The sequence below is a fragment of the Streptomyces lydicus genome, assembly GCF_004125265.1.
GTDB classification, from domain to species: Bacteria; Actinomycetota; Actinomycetes; order Streptomycetales; family Streptomycetaceae; genus Streptomyces; species Streptomyces lydicus_C.
Genome location: NZ_RDTE01000003.1, coordinates 4,526,349 through 4,542,753 on the forward strand (window position 1 = coordinate 4,526,349; position 16,405 = coordinate 4,542,753).

Genomic DNA, 16,405 nt, shown 5'->3' on the forward strand with positions numbered 1-16,405 from the left:
CGCAGCGTGGCCTCAGGCAGCCAGCAGGGCCCAGACGCCGACCGCGATGCACAGCAGCGCCACGACCAGCACCGGGATCGCGACCTTCGGGGGCGGTCCCGGTTTCCGGTACGGGACGGGAGGCGCGGTGGCCGGACCGGCGACGGGGGCACCGGCCGGGAGCCGTCCCGGGACCGGGTGCGGGCCCGCCGTATAAGGGCGGGTCGCGGAGTGTTCGTGGTGGACGACGGCCGTGGGCCGGTACACGGGTGCCGGGTGCGGGGGCGGCGTCAGGGGCAGCCCGCCGGAGGCCGTGCCGGGGCCGGTCGGGACGCCGTGGCCGGTGGAGGCGGCGGTGTGGCCGGCAGCAGGACCACCGTGGCCGGTGGAGGCAGCGGCGTGGCCTGCGGCAGGACCACCGTGCCCCGCGGGCGCAGCGCCCTGGCCGGTGGACGTCATGCCGTGCCCGGTCGATGTCTCACCGTGGCCCATGGGCGTCTGACCGAAGCCGGTGGGCCTCTCGCCATTCCCCGTGGGCGAACCGCCCGGCACCGGCAGCGGCGTGGGTGTCGGCGTCGGTGCCGGTGCCGGTGCCGGTGCCGGTGTCTGCGGAGTGCTCGGCTCCGGCGGGGCGATGTGGAAGCTTCCGGTGTCCGACATGGACACCTGCCCGGCGGCCGTGGTGCCCGCGGTGGCACCGGCCGTCGCGGGCCCGTCGGCGCCCCTTGTCCGCAGCGGCCCGTCCGTCCCGAAGCCGGCCGGGAGCGGGCCGATGTGGTCGAAGACCTCGACGACCTCGTCCTCGAGCCCCGCCTCGGGCAGCAGCTCCGCCGTCGAGATGATCGCCTTACGCGCCCCTGTGGCCGTCCTGAACCGCGATTCCGGGTCGGGGTGCACCAGGGACGCCAGCACCTGCCACAGCGGCTCCGGCACCCCCTCGGGGGCGTTCGGGATGCCGTGCGGGCCGAAGTGCCGGCCCAGGGCGTCGGCGTCCGGCTTGGTACCGGTGATCAGATAGAGCGCGACCAGGCCGACCGCGAACAGGTCGGCGGGAAAGTCCGGTTCGGCGCCCTGCAGTTGCTCCGGCGCGAAGTATCCGGGCGTCCCGACCACCAGATTGGCCTCGGTCAGCCGCGGCTCGCCCTTGCGCATCGCGATGCCGAAGTCCGACAGCCGCAGATGCGGCCGGCCCGTGCCGGTGGCCTCCAGAAGGACGTTCGCCGGCTTGATGTCCCGGTGCACCACCCCCTCCGCGTGCACCGCGGCCAGCCCGGCCAGCAGCTGGTCCAGGAGCAGGCAGACGAACCGCGGTGGCAGCGGGCCGTAATCCCCGATCAAGTGAGCCAGCGAGCCCCCGTTCACCAGATCCATGGTGAACAGGACCTTGTCGTCGTCCGCGGCCCAGCTCGCCGGGGCCAGCACATGCGGGTGGTCGATCCGCAGTGCCTGTTCGCGGACGAAGCGCAGCAGGGTGTGCGCGTCGCTTTGCTGCAACACCTTGGCGGCAACGTAGCGGCGGCGCCGGGCGTCCCAGGCGCGCCAGACCGCGCCCACCCCACCCCGTCCGATCGGGTCGATCAGCTCGTACCGACCGGCGAAGACCTCACCCATTGCGCCCCGTCCGCTTCTGAACTCGCAACGTCCCCAGTGGCTGGCGGCTAACTCTGGTGCGCCTCGTAGTGGGCGACCGCGTCCGCGGTACGACCGGCACCGTAGACCCGGAGGAACTCTGCCAGTTCGGGGTGAGCGGGGGCGAGAGCGTTCGCCGCATCGATGATGTCCCCGGCGTCGGAGACCGACCGCAGCAGCGACTGGATCTCCCGCACCACGCGCCGGACCGTGGTCGCCCCCGTCGACGACGTCTGCTGTGCGGTGTTGTTGAGCACCGAACCCCCCGCCGTCTTCTTGATCTCTTCCATGCGGTCGGTGGCCTCGGCGGCGCTGACGCTGCCGTCGGCGACCTGGCCGGCCAGGTCCTGCAGCGCCTGCACCCGCTGCACCACGGCCGGGTTGCCTATCTTCGCGCGCTGCCCGCTCATCAGCTGCGAGAGCATCGGCGCCGACAGGCCGAGCACCGCGGCGAGCCGGGCCTGGTTGAGGCCGAGATCGTCGATGAGACGACGGAACAGCGCCCCCAGCGGCTCCCCGTACCAACTGCGCTGAAGCTCCCGGGCCCGCGCGGTGGCTTCCTGCTGTGCTGTGTCCATACCGTCTCCCCTGTCTCCCCGTCGCTTCGCTGCCGCGAATCTCGCGAAGCATCCTACGGAGAGCGACGGTGTGCGGCGATACCCGGTCGGGAAAGCGGTCGGACACCAGGTACCCTGGTGCGCGAAGGGGCCTTAGCTCAGTTGGTAGAGCGCTGTCTTTGCATGGCAGATGTCAGGGGTTCGACTCCCCTAGGCTCCACTCTTTGCACCCCCTCCGACCTGCGGAAACGCGGTCGGAGGGGGTGCTTTTTCGTGCCCTCGCCCCTCAGTCGATCACCGGAAAGCGGCGCGGGGCGAGGAGGAGTGCGAGGACGGCGAGGGCCGCGGCCGCTGCGGCGCCGATGTAGACCCAGTCGACCGCCGTGGCGAGGGCGTCGCGCAGGGGGCCTGCGGCGGCGCCGGAGGTGGTGGAGGAGATCGCGTCGAGGGGGCTGCCTCCGGTGGACGGGAGGGCGGAAGGGGTCTCCTGCAGACGGGAGTTGAGGATCGCGTTGGCCAGGGCGCCGAAGACGGCGGCGCCGATGCTGGAGCCGAGCTGGCGGCAGAAGAGGAGCGAGGCCGTCGCCGTGCCGCGTTCCGCGACGGTCACCGTCGACTGGACCCCGACGAGCAGGGGGAGCTGGGTGATGCCGAGGCAGGCGCCGAGGGCCAGCGAGATGAGGGCGGGGTACCAGGGGCTGTGGGTGCCGGAGAGGGCCGGAAAGGCCAGCAGGACGGGGCAGGCGACGGCCATGCCGGTCATCGCCGACTGGCGGAATCCGATGCGCCGGTAGACGTGCTGGCTGAAGGCCGCAGAGATCGGCCAGGCCACCGACATGACGGCCAGCACGAAGCCCGCCCGCAGGGGATCGAGGCCCAGCACGGACTGGGCGTAGGTGGGGAGGAAGACGGTCGGGGCGATGGTCATCACGCCGAGCGCCCCCATGGCCAGGTTGGCGGCGGCGATGGTGCGGCGGCGCCATACCCAGCCCGGGAGGACCGGATCGGCCGCGCGCCGCTCCACCACGACCGTGACGGCCAGCAGGGCGGCGCCGGTGCCGAAGAGGGCGAGGGACGGCGCGGAGAGCCAGGGCCAGGCGTGTCCGCCCTGGACGATGGCGGTCAGCAGGGCGCAGCCGGTGAGGAAGAGGGCCAGTGCGCCGGCCCAGTCGGCACGCAGGCGGCCGGCGGCGCGCTTGCGGGGCGGCTCGCTCAGGCGGCGGGCCAGCAGGACGAGCGAGACCAGCCCGAGCGGGACGTTGAGCAGGAAGATCAGGCGCCAGTCGGCCCAGGCGGTGATCAGACCGCCGACGGCGGGGCCGAGAACGGCGGAGCCGGCCCACACCGAGGAGATGGCGGCCTGGATCCGCGGGCGCTCCTCCAGGGGGTACAGGTCGGCGGCGAGGGTCTGGACGGTGCTCTGGATCGCGCCTCCGCCGAAGCCCTGGACGATCCGGAAGACGATCAGCGCGGCCATGTTCCAGGAGGCCGCGCACAGCGCGGAGCCCGCCAGGAAGAGGGTGATGCCGAACAGCAGGACCGGCTTGCGCCCCAGGGTGTCGCTGAGCTTGCCGTAGACCGGCAGGGACACCGTGCCGGCGAGGAGATAGCCGGAGAAGAGCCAGGAGAAGTACGAGAACCCGCCGAGGTCGGCGACGATCCGCGGCACGGCCGTGGCCACCACCGCGCTGTCCAGGGCCGCCAGCGCCATCGCCATCATCAGGGCGAGGACGAGGGCACGGCGGCCGGGCGGTGCGGCCGGGCGCTGTGCCGTCCGCTGCGGGTCGGCGGTGCCGGGTCCGCCGGGGCGGCTCACTCCGCGCTCCCCGGGTGCTGCGGGCCGCCGGGGCGGTAGCCGCCGGTCATCAGGGGGACGCCGAGCAGGGGTTCCAGGCGGCTCAGCAGGTGCTCGGAGGTCCGCTCGACGGCCGCCGGGTCGCTGTCCTGGACGATGAACCGGGCCAGCGCCTGGCCCCGGGCCACGTCGCTGCCGGGGCCGGTGCGGTACTCGCCGAAGCCGATGACCTCCTTGACGCAGGGGTGCCCCTCCAGGGGCGCCAGGGTCGCGTCGGGGCCGAGCCGGCCGGCCTCGCGGGGGAGGACGACGCGGACCGCGGTGCAGCCGGCCCTGAAGGGCGGTGCGGCGACGTCGTCGGCCCCGGCGAGGATGTCCAGCAGCGCGGCGTAGACCTCCTGCCCGGTGGCGTGGCGGTAGGCGGCGGGCAGGCCGCCGCCCATGACCCGGGGGTTGAACTCGACCAGGACGGGCCCCCGTCGGGTGACCATGATCTCCAGGTGGAAGACGCCGATGTCGGCACCGATCGCCCGGCAGACCCGGCGGGCGTACTCCCAGCACGCGGTGGCCTGCCGCGCTTCCAGGCCGGCCGGGATGAACGACCCCAGGGCGGTGACCCCGTCGCCCGCCCAGCGGTAGCGGCCGCTGATGCACAGCGGGAAGAACCGGCCGTCGCGGGCGCCGATCTCCACCGACACCAGCTCCCCCACCAGGAACTCCTCGATGAGGACACCGCGACGGAACTGGCCGCGCCAGTCCTCGGGAACCGCGTCGAGGCCGCGCTGCAGCCGCTGCCAGGCCGACCTCGCCTGGGCCGGGTCGTGGACGACACAGGCGAGCAGCCCGGCCGCCCCGGACGGTGGCTTGAACACCACGGGGTAGCCGATCCGCTCCGCCGCCGCCAGCGCCGCCTCCTCGTCGGCGGCGGTCGCGAAGTGCGCCGAGGCCAGGCCCGCGGCCCGCAGCGCCGCCCGGGTGCGGTCCTTGCGCCGGGCGGTGAGTACCGCCTCGGGCGCGGTGCCCCGCAGCCCCAGTGCCCGGCAGGCCGCCGCCACCGCCTCGGCGGACATCTCGTGCTGCGTGGTGACGAAGTCGATGGGGTGGGCGGCGTGGCACTCGGCCAGCGCCGCGGTCACCACATCGTGGTCGGTGGTGACCAGCCCGTCGACGAGGTGGTCCACCAACGAGACCAGGGCCAGGTTGGCGTCGGTGAGCGGGTACTGGGTGTGTGCGGACTGCAGATAGGTGACCCGGTGTCCCGCGCTCTTGGCCAGTCTGATGGCCTGCAGGGCAGGGGGGTTGGAGTCGACGAAGGCCAGGTGCATGCCATTCCCGGTGGGACTGAGGGGGCGGTGGGCGCGGGCGGTCAGCGGTAGTGGGTGACGCCGTCCTTGACGCGGTAGGCGTCGCGTTCGAAGAGCTGGAAGGCGACCGCGTCGCGGCCGTCGAAGAGCGCGCCGGCCCTGGCCATGTTGCGCCGCAGGAATCCCCGGGCGTAGTTCTCCGGGTCCTCGTCGGTGAGCGCTTCCAGGTAGGCGCGGTGCTGGAGCACCGCCTCGACGGCGCGGTCCTCGGCGCCCGCGACGTCCACGGCGTGCGTGGGGTACGGGGAGCCGGCGACGCCCATCCACCGCACGCCTTCCCAGGGTTCGAGGCCGTCCTCGGTGAAGACGTAGCGGTTGCCGGCATCGACGACGGCGTCCAGCGCGGCCCGGCCGACGACCCGGTGGTCCGAGGTGTTCCAGGAGACGCCGCGCCAGTGCTCGTGGTGGTTGACCGTGAGCACCATGTCCGGCCGGTGGCGGCGGATGGCGGTGGCGAACTCCCGGCGCAGCGCCAGGGAGTCGGTGATCAGCCCGTCCGGGTGGTCCAGGAAGTCCACCGAGGTCACCCCGGCGACCGCCGAGCTCGCGCGCTGCTCCCGTTCCCGCAGCGGCCTGGCCGTCTCCGGGGCGCAGCCGTCGATGCCCGCCTCGCCGCGGCTGGCCAGGACGTAGGCGATCTCCTTGCCGCTGCCGGTCCAGGTGATCACCGCCGGGCCCATGGCGTACTCGATGTCGTCGGGGTGCGCCACCAGCGCCAGCCCGCGCGACCAGTCGGTGGGCATCTCCTTGAGCCGTTCCGTCATCGTTGCTCCCTGCTCTCGGGGTGGGTGCCGCTCGGGTGGGTGCCGCTCCCGGCGGCGGTGGGGTGGCCGTCCAGTACGGCGTCGATCCGCCGCAGGCCCTCGGCCAGGACGTCCGGCTCCCGGGCGAAGGTGAGGCGGAGGCCGTGCTCGGTGCCGAACACCTCGGCCGGCATCAGCAGCACCCGCTCCCGGCGCAGCACCTCGCGGCAGAACTCCAGCGAGGACGGCAGGCCGGGGGTGTGCAGCCAGGCGTACGGGGTGCCCTCCGGCTGCCACATCCGCAGCGTGCCGCGGTGCCGGGCGGCCCAGCGCTCCAGCGTCCGCAGGCCGTCGGTGATCAGCTGCCGGTAGCGCCGCACATGCTCCTCGCGGCGCTCCAGGATCCCGGTGGCCAGCTGTTCCAGGACCACCGAGTTGGTGACGGTGGTGAAGTGCTTGTACTGCATGGCTGCGTCCACGACCTCGGGCGGGCCGCACATCCAGCCGACCCGCAGGCCCGGGACCCCGTAGACCTTGGAGACGCTGGAGACGGAGACGGCGTTTTCGTACGCCCCGACCCAGGAGTCGGCGCCGAGGTCGGCGACGTACTCCTCGTCGAGGATCAGATGGCCGCCGTGCCCGCGCAGCGCCTCGGCCAGTTCCTTGATGCCCTCTGCGGTGACCTTCCGGCCGGTCGGATTGCACGGCGAGTTGAGCACCACGGCCCGGGTGCGGGGGCCGATCCTGCGCAGCGCCGCGGCGATGTCCGGGCGGCCGTCGGCGGTGGTGCCGACGGCGTCCACCCGGCATCCGGCCCGGGACAGCACCGGCTCCGCCTGCTGCCAGCCGGGGGTGAAGATCACGGCGTGGTCACCCGCGGACAGCAGGGTGCGGTAGAGGAGGTAGAGGGCTTCCTGACCGCCGTGGGTGATGCCTATGTGGGACGGATCGCGGCCGTAGAGGCCGGCCACGAGGTGGCGCAGCGGGGCGGTGCCCCGGTTGTTGCCGTAGTCGAGGAGGCAGTCGGCGGGCAGGGCGTGGTCGGACAGGCGGCTGCCGCCCACATAGCTGTCGCCGAGGTCGATGTCGTAGTGGCCGTGGGCCTCGTCGAAGTACCACTGCCGCATGGTGATCTCGGTCATGAGGCCAGCCGCCTGCGGAATGCCGGGGCCCACCGGCCGGCCACGACGGGCCGGACCGGGCCGGTCAGGGTGACCTCGCCGCCGTCGGAGATGCCGACGTCGAGGCGCCCGCCGGGCATCTCGACGGTGACCTCCGGGCCGGTCAGCCCGAGGGTGTGGGCGGCGACGGCCGCCGCACAGGCGCTGCTGCCCGAGGCGAGCGTGTAGCCGGCGCCCCGCTCGTAGGCCTCGATGCGGATGCGGTCGGCGGCGCGCACCTCCATGAGCTGGACGTTGATGCGTCCGGGGAAACGTGCGTGGCCGGCGAGCTCGGGGCCCAGGCGCCGGGCCAGTTCCTCGGTGACCTCGGTGCCGTCGAGCGGGAGGACGCAGTGCGGGTTGCCCAGGAAGACACAGGTGGCCGTCCATTCGCGCGCCGCCGCGGGCAGGGTTTCGCGCAGCATCTCCCGGCGCGGACCGGTGGCACCGATCAGCTCGCTGTCCAGGGACGCCCGCCCCATGGAGACACGGACGGGTGCCCCGTCGCCGGGGTGGCCATCGCCGGGGGAGGCGGCGTCCGGGCCGGGGGCCGGGTCCACCAGCTGCACGGTGACCGGCCCGGCCAGGGTGCGGACGGTGAACTCCCCCTCCTCGGTCCAGCCGTGGTCGCGGAGGTAACGGCCGAAGATGCGCAGCCCGTTGCCGCTCTTCTCGCACTCGGTGCCGTCGGAGTTGAAGGTGCGCAGCCCGAATCCGTGCTCCTCGGGGAGCGGGCCGTAGAGCACTCCGTCGGCGCCGGGACCGTAGTGGCGGTCGCAGATCAGCCGGATGTTGTCCGGTGTCGGCGCGACCTGGCCGGCGGCCGGAGCGATCACCAAGTAGTCGTTGCCCAGGGCCTCGTACTTCACGAAGTCATGGCCGTCCGCCAGGTCGTGGCGAGGGGGCGGCAAGGGGTGCGGCATGTCCTCCCCCTCAGGCCTGCGCGCCGACCGCGACGGGGGACCGGTCCCGCATGCGCCGCAGCAGTTCGTCGAGGTAGTCCTGCGAGGTGTTGAGCCTGATCATGGCTCCCAGGGCGATGTCCCGGCCGATCAGGGGGTCGCTGTCCACCAGCGGTGCCACGACGTTCTTGAACCAGCCGGAGGCGTGGCCGGCGTCGATGCCGATGTGCAGGTCGTGGTAGGTGATGCCGACTTCGTGCAGGCCCAGTCTGCGCCAGGTGTCGACCACGCAGCGGAAGCGGCGGGGCGCCAGGTACTCCGTCACGCCGAAGTAGCCCACGGCCTTGTAGTAGTGCCGGCGGGCGAGACCGAGGCAGGCGGAGAGGTTTCCGCAGATCCCGGCCTCCAGCATGAAGCTGTCCCGGATGAAGTCCGGGTCGGCGCCGATGGACTCCAGGGCCTGGGAGAAGAGGCTGGTGTGGACCATCCCGGCGTCGCCGTTGCCCATCTCGTCCCAGTAGTTGGCGGCTATCTCCATCTTCTCGCCACCGGTGCGGCCCATCTGCATCGAGGCGAGGATGTCGTCGAAGCGCGGGTCGAGGCTGGTCTCCTGGGCGAGCAGCAGCCGCAGGTCCTCCCGGGTGCCCCGCTGCTCGATGTGCTCGTGGTAGAGCGGGTGCCGGCCGGCCGGGTGGTCGTTGACGAGGTTCTTCAGCCAGCGGACGTACTCCGTGCCGGACGTGGGGTAGCCGGTGACGGTCTCCTCGTCGATACGGGCGGCTTCCTCGCCGAGCATGGCCGCTTCCAGGATCGCGGCCACATCGCGCAGCAGGGGCGCGCGTTCGTGGTCGACCTCGGCGATGACCACGCCGGAGAAGTCCCGGTCGTAGATCAGGGCGAGGAGTTCGTGCATTTCGGCGAGCGCGGTGCGGTCCTTCCCGGCACCGGCGCGCTCGGTGAGCTCCTTGCAGGCGGCGGCCAGTGCGCCGCGGAAGGCGTAGTTCTCGGTCAGCAGGGTCAGTTCGCCGGCGGTACAGGACTCCAGGGCGCGCACCGCGGACAGCGGACCCTCGGCGAGCCGGGTTTTCCAGTCTTCAGACATGCGGAATCAGCACAATCTTCTCGGTGTGGGCGGTGGGGGAGGCGGTGGCCGGGCTCAGCCGGCGTCCTCGGACAGGGCGGAGGTGTCGTGCTCGTCGCCGTACCACTTGTGCTGCCAGCGCGAGAAGGCGACGATCACGATGTCCCGGTGTCCGGGCCGGTCGCCGTCCGCCACGACGTCGGTCACGTCGTGGGCGATGGCCTTGTCGTCGAGGAGTACGGCCTGGCCCGCCCGGAGCGTCCCGTTCCAGAAGGGCTCGTCGGCGCCGGGCTTCCACAGCCGGGTCTCGCCGCCGCCCACGCTCTCCCGGCGCAGGACGGCGATCATCACGAACTCGTGGCCGTCGTGGTGCACGCCCTCGGGCGTCAGCGGCCCCGGGCGGCCGGGCTCGGCCCGGGTGCGGTTCTGGTGCACATTGAGCTGCCAGTCCTCGCCGCGGTCGAGGCCGATACCGGCGATTCCCTCGGAGATCAGCCCGGTGAAGTCGGCCTGGAGGGGTTCGTAGACCCGGCGGATGCCGCCGGCGGCCTTGTTGAACTTCTTGTACGCCGTGTAGTCCCGGTGCGGCAGCAGCGCGAAGTTCCAGGAGTCGCCCTCGCCGGGGGACAGCCGGTACTGCGAGAAGCGTTTGAAGCGTGTGCCGTTGCCCATGTAGTCGTCGACCGGAAGGTCGTCGTAGCTGTTCAGGAGCTCGGTGGGTACGGCGGGCAGATCGAAGACGGTGAATCCCTGGGTGCCGATCGGCATGGAGTGCTCCTTTGTGAGGAGGAGGGAGTCCTTACGGGTGGTCCGTGCTCGGTGTGTGCGGGCTGTGCTCGGTGTGGGTGGGCGAGCACATCCCGGGTGGCTGCGTCCGGGCAGCGCTTCTCTGCGGGGGCGGACGGTTGGTGGCGGGTGATCAGGTGGTCGGTCGGCGGCGTGGGCGTGGTGGTGCCGGACTGGGGGCGCTCTACGGTTTTCGAGCAGGGGACAGCCGGTGATGGCCGGAAACCAAGCCACCACGCGCAGCACGGGGAAAGCGGAATCGCTAATTCCCACGGAAAAGCGGAATAGCGGCTTCCCAATAAATCCCCCCGTGCAGCGGCCCCCGGTGTCGGGATGCGCGAACGGTGGTCGTTCGCACGCCCGTCGGGGACACCCACCGCCCCGTTCCCGGGCATGAAGCCGCAATGAACTCCGGGCAGTTGATGTCGCTAACTCGAACCAGAGTATCCCGTTTTGGGAAAAGAATGCTGTGTGGCGTGCGTCACAATCTCCAGTGATTGGCATATTCGAGAGAGATCCGCTGTTCTCTTCCCGTCAAGGCCGGAAGGCAGGAATCCAGTTGGTTTTCCACGGTGATACCGTCCGGGCGGCCGCGAGTCCGTAAGGGTAAAAGGCAAGGCACTTCCGGGCAGCGTGTCAGTCCGCAAGGGCAATTCGAGACCACTGCATCCCGGGAATATCCGCAAGGTCCCGCAGGGTGGGTGAATCACCATGCGCGAGTACACCGAGCTTGAGGCCGGGAAGGTCGACCAGGACGCCGTTCCGGGCTCCGTGGTCCGAATCACGGCGGGCCGAACCACGGTGGTCCGAACCGCAAAAGCGCCACACCTCAGGGTCGTGTCTTGAGGTGCGGCGCCTTCCTCGGTTTCCTCTTGCCGTTCGGGCCCGGTCGGATTCGGCTGCGTACGGTTGTCCCTGGTGGATGTGGCCGACGGCGACCACACCTTCACCGCGCTGAACGGCAGCACCATTGCCAACGGCGATTCCGAGTGCGGGCACCGTACGGCCCGTAATCTCGGTCGGACCGGCGAATCATCAGATTCTTTTCCGCGCCGATTCCGCCCGCCGGTCCCGGTGCGGCGGAGGGACGGAAGCGGTTCCTGTGGCCGATGCGGACGCCGCCGGCCGGTCCCGAGGCGTTCCACCATCACGAGACATATCGCTACGTCCGTGCCAGGTCGCCGCATATCAAAGCCAAGCTTCCGGGCGGCGGGGCCGATGAATTCGACGGCGGCTATTCCAGGGGCATCGCGGGCTGCGGTGAATGGCGCGAATTCCTGGACAGCCTCGACCGTAGGGCGGTCCGCCGGGACCAGTACCGCAGCCCCGAACGGTGTCCGGCGGGACGTCCCCGGCCGGCCACGGCAGCGAGGCCCGGCTGCCGTTCCGTGTACGCCACCGGGCCGTGTCCGCCGCCTCGTACAGGGCGGGACACGGCCCGGTGAGGTGCCCGTGGCCAGTGGTCAGGCCGAGAGTCAGGCCGTGGTGCCGCCGCCGTGTTCGTCGGCCTCGGCCTGCTTGGCCTGGATCTCCGGATCGAGCGAGGCGCCCTCGCTGCCGTCGACCGAGCTCAGCCGTTCGCGGTCGCTGACCTCGGTGGGTGCCGGCGGCTCGACCAGCCAGTCCGGGTTGGCCTGCTTGTCCCACCACTTCCAGGCGGCGACCGCGCCGCCGGCCAGGATGCCCAGCACGGCAAGGCGCTTGGCGAGCTTGCCGCACTTGGCCCGTCGGCTGTGCTTCTTCTGGAGCTTGGCGATCTCGGCCGCCGTCACCTGGCCGCGGAGGGCGGCGAGCGCGGCGGTGCCACGGGCGAGGGCTTCGTCGCGTACCGGTTCGGCCGCGGCGCGCGCGTGGGTCACGGCGCTCTCCAGCCGCGGGGCCGTGTAATCGGCCGCCTGGCGGGCCGCCTTACGGGTCCGGCAGGCCGCCCGGGTCGCCGCCGCGTCCACCTTGGGCGGCAGGGTGCCACGGGCGTGCTCGATACGCGGGTGCAGATGGGTGTCGTACTGCGTACGTGCCTGGTGGGCGGCCTCGGCCACCTTGGGAGCCGCTCGCGTCCGGGCCTCGTGAGCGAAGTGCACGGCGGCGTCCTTGGCCGTACCGGCATAAGGAGCTACCACCTCCGCGGCGTGCCGCACGCTGTCCTTGGCCGTACCGGTCGCGGCGCGCACGCTGTCCTTGCGGGTCACGGGATCCTCCTCCTCGGTGGCGTATCCGGGGCTTGGGGGCTGGTCCCCCGTGTCTGCTGTATCGCCTGTCCACCCGTTTGAAGATCATGCCCGCTCATGCGTCGTCCGGCATGTGCGAGCGGGCATCCGGGTCATTGCAGACGTTCCGGAGCCTTGTGGACGACAATGCCACGATTCCTCGCTCCGGGCGGTGGAAATCCGCACGAAGAGCGTCGTCGGCGGCGGCCGGACGGCGCGCACGACGCGGCGCGAGGGGCGCGCAGGGGCGTGGAGGGGTCGTGGCCGGGCGTGGGCGAAACGCGGCGCGCAGCTCGGCGAGAGGCCGCGGTCGAGCCCTGGGAGGGCCGGTCCGTGCGAGGATCGGGAACCGTCAGCGAAGACTTATGGAAGGTAGATCGTGGCTGAGCAGCTCTACGCCACCCTGAAGACCAACCAGGGCGACATCGAGATTCGGCTCCTGCCGAACCATGCCCCCAAAACGGTCAAGAACTTCGTCGAGCTCGCCAAGGGCGAACGGGAGTGGACTCACCCGGCGACCGGCAAGAAGTCCGCGGACCGGCTGTACGACGGCACCGTCTTCCACCGGGTGATCAGCGGTTTCATGATCCAGGGCGGCGACCCGCTGGGCAACGGCACCGGTGGCCCCGGTTACGAGTTCGGGGACGAGTTCCACCCCGACCTGGCCTTCAACAAGCCGTACCTGCTGGCCATGGCCAACGCCGGTCCGGGCACCAACGGCTCGCAGTTCTTCATCACCGTCGGCGCGACGGCGTGGCTGACCGGCAAGCACACCATCTTCGGTGAGGTCAGCAACGAGGCGAGCCAGAAGGTCGTCGACGCCATCGCCGGCACCCAGACCAACCCGAGCACCGACCGTCCCGTCAAGGACGTCGTCATCGAGTCGGTGGTCGTCGAGACCCGCTGAGCCGCGTCGCGCCCCGGCCGGTTCCGGGGAACCATTGCGCCCCGCCCGGTCGTACATCAGGCGGGGCGCGAGGCTCGTCCGGGACGGTGCCGGGCGGGGAGACGTGTGAACGCGCCCGCACGGAGAAAGAGGACGAGGGACGGATGACCCAGGTGCCAGGCAGCCCGCACACGCCGCAGGACGCGCAGGGCGACGGCGGCCTGCCGGGCTGCTCCCGCCACCCCGACCGTCCGACCGGTGTCCGCTGCACCCGCTGTGAGCAGCCGATATGCCCGGAGTGCATGGTCAGCGCCTCGGTCGGCTTCCAGTGCCCGTCCTGTGTCCGCAGCGGCAGCGGCACCGGCCACCCGCCGGGGGCGACGGCTCCGCGCACCCTCGCGGGCGGCACCCTCGCGGCCGATCCGCGGCTGATCACCAAGATCCTGCTGGGCCTGAACGCCGCGGTCTTCATCGCCGTCTTGCTGAACGGCGGCGAAACGGGCTGGCTGCTCGGCCGTCTCGACCTGGTGGGGCTCGCAGCCGACCCGGGGCAGTTCCGGCTGGTCGGGGTCGCGGAAGGCCAGTGGTACCGCCTGCTGACCGCGATGTTCCTGCACGCGCAGATCGCCCACTTCGCGTTCAACATGCTCTCGCTGTGGTGGCTGGGGCCCCCGCTGGAGGCGGCGCTCGGCCGGCTGCGGTTCACCGCGCTCTATCTGCTCGCCGGTCTGGGCGGCAGCGCCCTGTCGTATCTCCTCGCCGCGCAGAACCAGCCCTCGCTGGGTGCGTCCGGCGCGATCTTCGGGCTGCTCGGTGCGACCGCGGTGCTGCTGCGGCGGCTGAGTTACGACATGAAGCCGGTGCTGATCCTGCTCGGCCTCAACCTGGCCTTCACATTCCTGTGGCCGAACATCTCCTGGCAGGCCCATGTCGGCGGCCTGGTGGTGGGCGCCGCGGTGGCGTTCGGGATGGTGCACGCGCCGCGGCACCGCCGGACCCTGGTGCACACCGCGACCTGTGTGGCCGCCCTGCTCGTGATCGTCGCGGTGGTGTGGGTACGGACCCTTCAGCTGCTGGGCTGAAGGGCCTGTCCCGTCACGTTGTCCACAGTGCGTGGCCGATCTTGTGCATGCTGTGCGGAACCGCTGTTCCGGCCCGCCTGACCTGCGTTTCCCCAGTAAGGACGCGGGGAGACGCGGGCCGGGGGAGGGTGCCGCCGATCACACCGGCGTCAACCTCCGGAAGGTTATCCACAGATCTTCTGAAGTTTTCCCCGGCTGTGGATAACCGTGTGGATGGCCTTGGGCAGGGCTTGTGCTACTTCCACTGAGTGGATACGCCGAAGCCCACCGCGATGAAGCCGAAGCCGCACACGATGTTCCAGTTGCCCATGGCGCCGATCGGCAGATCGCCCTCGGACACGTAGAACATCACGATCCACACCAGCCCGATGAGGAACATCGCCAGCATCAGCGGCGCCACCCAACCGCGCCCTGAGTTCATCTTCAGGTTGGTGGTCTTCGCCGGCGGCGGCGTGAAGTCGTCCTTCTTCTTGCGGATCCGTGACTTCGGCACGAGGAACTCTCCTGTCGATGCGCTGCTCCCCCCGCTCACTGCTTGGCGCCGGCGGGCGGTGCCCCCATCCGCGGGGAGGGTACGAGGGGTGCGCCGGGGCACGGACGCGGTGGGGAGCGGATTCCTTTTCCCGGGCGTCCGTTAGCGTAGTGCTTCCGCGGCGCCGTAAGGAGTAAGGGTACGTTGAGCAATTCCGCTGACTCGCCCCACCGCCCCCCTCGCCCCCGCCTGCGGCCCGTGCGGTTTCTCACCCTCATCGTGTTCGCGCTCGCCGGGCTGCTGTTCTGGCTGAGCTTCGACACTGCACGGGGCACCAATCTGCGCTCGGACGACTCGATGCTGCGGCTGTCCGACCTCATCCAGGAGCGCAGCCACAAGAATGGCGACCAGGACGACCGCAACGCCACCCTGCGTGCGGAGGTCGACGCCCTCGCACGGCGCGATAACGGCACCTCCAAGGCCGAGGAAGCCAAGGTCAAGGCGCTGGAGAAGAACGCAGGCACCAAGCCGCTGAAGGGCTCGGGCGTGACGGTCACCCTGACCGACGCCCCGCCGAACGCCACCGCCAAGATCCCCGGGGTGCCCCAGCCGCAGCCCAACGACCTGGTCATCCACCAGCAGGACCTGCAGGCCGTGGTGAACGCCCTGTGGCACGGCGGCGCCAAGGGCATCAGGGTCATGGACCAGCGGCTGATCTCCACCAGCGCGGTGCGCTGCGTCGGCAACACCCTGATCCTCCAGGGCCGGGTCTACTCCCCGCCGTACAAGGTCACCGCCGTCGGCGACCGCGAGGCCCTCACCAACGCGCTGACCGCCTCCCCCGCCATCCAGAACTACCTCCAGTACGTGAACGCCTACGGCCTGGGCTGGAAAGTCGACCAGCACGAGGCGGTGACTCTTCCCGGCTACTCCGGCACAGTGGATCTGCACTACGCACAGCCTGTGAAGCCGTAGCCCGCGGGGCGGCGGGAGGGGCGGGGGCCGGATGACGCTGCGGGGCCGGACGGCGGTGCGGTGGATCGTATGGACGCTCAGCGAAATCTGCGTCACCGCCGGCGCGCTGATCGTGCTGTTCGTGGTCTACGTTCTCTTCTGGACCGGCGTACGGGCCGACAGCGCCATGGACGGCGAGATCGGCAAGCTCCGGCAGCAGTGGTCCGCGGCCCAGGCCACCGGACCCGGCGGCACACCGGCTCCCGGCGGAAAGCAGGCCCCCGGCGGCACCCCCGCCCCCGCCGCGCGGCCCCGCCACTACGCCCCGGGCGCTTCCTTCGCCGTGATGTACATCCCGCGCCTGGGTGCCGACTGGGTCAAGCCCGTGCTGGAGGGCACCGCGACCGACGTCCTCAAGCGCGGCCTGGGACATTACGACCGCACCGCGCACCTCGGGGAGCTGGGCAACTTCTCCGTCGCCGGTCACCGCCGCACGTACGGCGACCCGTTCAAGGACTTCCCCCGGCTGCGCCCCGGCGACGCCGTGGTGCTGACCGACGGCGCGACCTGGTACACCTACCGCATCGACCGCCGGCCCTTCACGACGCTGCCCGGCGACATCGGGGTGATCGACCCCGTACCGCCGAAGTCCGGATTCCACGGCCCCGGCCGCTATCTCACGCTCACGACCTGCGAGCCGGAATGGGGCCACAGCCACCGGCTGATCGCCTGGGGACACCTCGATTCCACCCAACCCGTGGCGCAGGGAAGGCCATCGGCTTTGACCGGCTGACCCACCTGTGCCCGC

Annotated in this window: 15 protein-coding genes and 1 tRNA gene; 5 read left to right on the top strand and 11 right to left on the bottom strand. The window is 71.4% G+C overall.

The genetic code is table 11. The annotated features are described in order from the left end of the window. Positions 1 to 12 precede the first annotated feature (12 nt). A complete protein-coding gene (locus D9V36_RS22245) occupies positions 13 to 1,590 on the bottom strand; it encodes a serine/threonine-protein kinase (protein ID WP_129295327.1) in 1,578 nt (525 codons plus the stop codon). 47 nt (positions 1,591 to 1,637) lie between these two features. Further along, a complete protein-coding gene (locus D9V36_RS22250) occupies positions 1,638 to 2,186 on the bottom strand; it encodes a helix-turn-helix domain-containing protein (protein WP_129295328.1) in 549 nt (182 codons plus the stop codon). A 126-nt stretch (positions 2,187 to 2,312) separates the two neighbouring features. On the opposite strand from D9V36_RS22250, the gene D9V36_RS22255 reads away from it, so the two are divergent. Next, positions 2,313 to 2,385: transfer RNA gene (locus tag D9V36_RS22255), tRNA-Ala, on the top strand. A 66-nt stretch (positions 2,386 to 2,451) separates the two neighbouring features. On the opposite strand, the gene D9V36_RS22260 is transcribed toward D9V36_RS22255, so the two are convergent. From D9V36_RS22260 to D9V36_RS22295, 8 genes are all read right to left on the bottom strand, one after another. After that, positions 2,452 to 3,981 (bottom strand): MFS transporter, encoded by a 1,530-nt coding sequence (locus D9V36_RS22260; protein WP_241720979.1) that lies wholly within the window; start codon positions 3,979 to 3,981, stop codon positions 2,452 to 2,454. Beyond that, complete coding sequence (locus D9V36_RS22265) at positions 3,978 to 5,285, bottom strand: ATP-grasp domain-containing protein (RefSeq protein WP_129295329.1); 1,308 nt, start codon at positions 5,283 to 5,285, stop codon at positions 3,978 to 3,980. The genes D9V36_RS22260 and D9V36_RS22265 overlap by 4 nt, the downstream gene beginning before the upstream one ends. A 41-nt stretch (positions 5,286 to 5,326) precedes the next feature. Then, positions 5,327 to 6,088 (bottom strand): PIG-L deacetylase family protein, encoded by a 762-nt coding sequence (locus D9V36_RS22270; RefSeq protein ID WP_129295330.1) that lies wholly within the window; start codon positions 6,086 to 6,088, stop codon positions 5,327 to 5,329. Then, positions 6,085 to 7,209, bottom strand: a complete 1,125-nt coding sequence (locus D9V36_RS22275) for a pyridoxal phosphate-dependent aminotransferase (protein WP_129295331.1) — start codon at positions 7,207 to 7,209, stop codon at positions 6,085 to 6,087. The genes D9V36_RS22270 and D9V36_RS22275 overlap by 4 nt, the downstream gene beginning before the upstream one ends. Further along, positions 7,206 to 8,150: a diaminopimelate epimerase gene (dapF, locus tag D9V36_RS22280; RefSeq protein WP_129295332.1), complete on the bottom strand. Its 945-nt coding sequence runs from the start codon at positions 8,148 to 8,150 to the stop codon at positions 7,206 to 7,208. Before dapF ends, D9V36_RS22275 begins: the two co-directional genes overlap by 4 nt. Positions 8,151 to 8,160: 10 nt before the next feature. Beyond that, complete coding sequence (locus D9V36_RS22285; protein WP_129295333.1) at positions 8,161 to 9,231, bottom strand: iron-containing redox enzyme family protein; 1,071 nt, start codon at positions 9,229 to 9,231, stop codon at positions 8,161 to 8,163. 54 nt (positions 9,232 to 9,285) lie between these two features. Next, positions 9,286 to 9,978, bottom strand: a complete 693-nt coding sequence (locus tag D9V36_RS22290) for a 2OG-Fe dioxygenase family protein (protein ID WP_129295334.1) — start codon at positions 9,976 to 9,978, stop codon at positions 9,286 to 9,288. A 1,493-nt stretch (positions 9,979 to 11,471) separates the two neighbouring features. Then, the gene (locus D9V36_RS22295) at positions 11,472 to 12,185 is read right to left on the bottom strand and encodes a DUF5324 family protein (protein ID WP_129295335.1); all 714 of its coding nucleotides are present in this window, start codon (positions 12,183 to 12,185) and stop codon (positions 11,472 to 11,474) included. Between the two features lie 397 nt (positions 12,186 to 12,582). Between D9V36_RS22295 and D9V36_RS22300 the strand changes: the two genes are divergently transcribed. Both D9V36_RS22300 and D9V36_RS22305 read left to right on the top strand, forming a co-directional pair. Then, positions 12,583 to 13,110 (top strand): peptidylprolyl isomerase, encoded by a 528-nt coding sequence (locus tag D9V36_RS22300; RefSeq protein ID WP_129295336.1) that lies wholly within the window; start codon positions 12,583 to 12,585, stop codon positions 13,108 to 13,110. Positions 13,111 to 13,253: 143 nt separating this feature from the next. Continuing rightward, a complete protein-coding gene (locus D9V36_RS22305) occupies positions 13,254 to 14,171 on the top strand; it encodes a rhomboid family intramembrane serine protease (RefSeq protein WP_129295337.1) in 918 nt (305 codons plus the stop codon). A 235-nt stretch (positions 14,172 to 14,406) separates the two neighbouring features. Here D9V36_RS22305 and crgA read toward each other — a convergent pair whose 3' ends face one another. Further along, on the bottom strand, positions 14,407 to 14,664 hold the full coding sequence (gene crgA, locus D9V36_RS22310; RefSeq protein WP_088798793.1) for a cell division protein CrgA: 258 nt from the start codon (positions 14,662 to 14,664) through the stop codon (positions 14,407 to 14,409). A gap of 183 nt (positions 14,665 to 14,847) precedes the next feature. Between crgA and D9V36_RS22315 the strand changes: the two genes are divergently transcribed. Both D9V36_RS22315 and D9V36_RS22320 read left to right on the top strand, forming a co-directional pair. Continuing rightward, positions 14,848 to 15,618 carry a DUF881 domain-containing protein gene (locus tag D9V36_RS22315; protein ID WP_129295338.1) on the top strand — a complete coding sequence of 257 codons (771 nt, stop codon included), beginning with the start codon at positions 14,848 to 14,850 and terminating at the stop codon, positions 15,616 to 15,618. A gap of 31 nt (positions 15,619 to 15,649) precedes the next feature. Further along, entirely contained in the window at positions 15,650 to 16,390 is a 741-nt protein-coding gene (locus D9V36_RS22320) for a class E sortase (RefSeq protein WP_129295339.1), read from the top strand. The last annotated feature ends 15 nt before the right edge of the window (positions 16,391 to 16,405 follow it).

Bases quoted from the DNA above. Each gene is read 5' to 3' on its own strand.
- D9V36_RS22245 (WP_129295327.1), bottom strand. From the start codon at position 1,590: ATGGGTGAGGTCTTCGCCGGTCGGTACGAGCTGATCGACCCGATCGGA.
- D9V36_RS22250 (WP_129295328.1), bottom strand. From the start codon at position 2,186: ATGGACACAGCACAGCAGGAAGCCACCGCGCGGGCCCGGGAGCTTCAG.
- D9V36_RS22265 (WP_129295329.1), bottom strand. From the start codon at position 5,285: ATGCACCTGGCCTTCGTCGACTCCAACCCCCCTGCCCTGCAGGCCATC.
- D9V36_RS22270 (WP_129295330.1), bottom strand. From the start codon at position 6,088: ATGACGGAACGGCTCAAGGAGATGCCCACCGACTGGTCGCGCGGGCTG.
- D9V36_RS22275 (WP_129295331.1), bottom strand. From the start codon at position 7,209: ATGACCGAGATCACCATGCGGCAGTGGTACTTCGACGAGGCCCACGGC.
- dapF (WP_129295332.1), bottom strand. From the start codon at position 8,150: ATGCCGCACCCCTTGCCGCCCCCTCGCCACGACCTGGCGGACGGCCAT.
- D9V36_RS22285 (WP_129295333.1), bottom strand. From the start codon at position 9,231: ATGTCTGAAGACTGGAAAACCCGGCTCGCCGAGGGTCCGCTGTCCGCG.
- D9V36_RS22290 (WP_129295334.1), bottom strand. From the start codon at position 9,978: ATGCCGATCGGCACCCAGGGATTCACCGTCTTCGATCTGCCCGCCGTA.
- D9V36_RS22305 (WP_129295337.1), top strand. From the start codon at position 13,254: ATGACCCAGGTGCCAGGCAGCCCGCACACGCCGCAGGACGCGCAGGGC.
- D9V36_RS22320 (WP_129295339.1), top strand. From the start codon at position 15,650: ATGACGCTGCGGGGCCGGACGGCGGTGCGGTGGATCGTATGGACGCTC.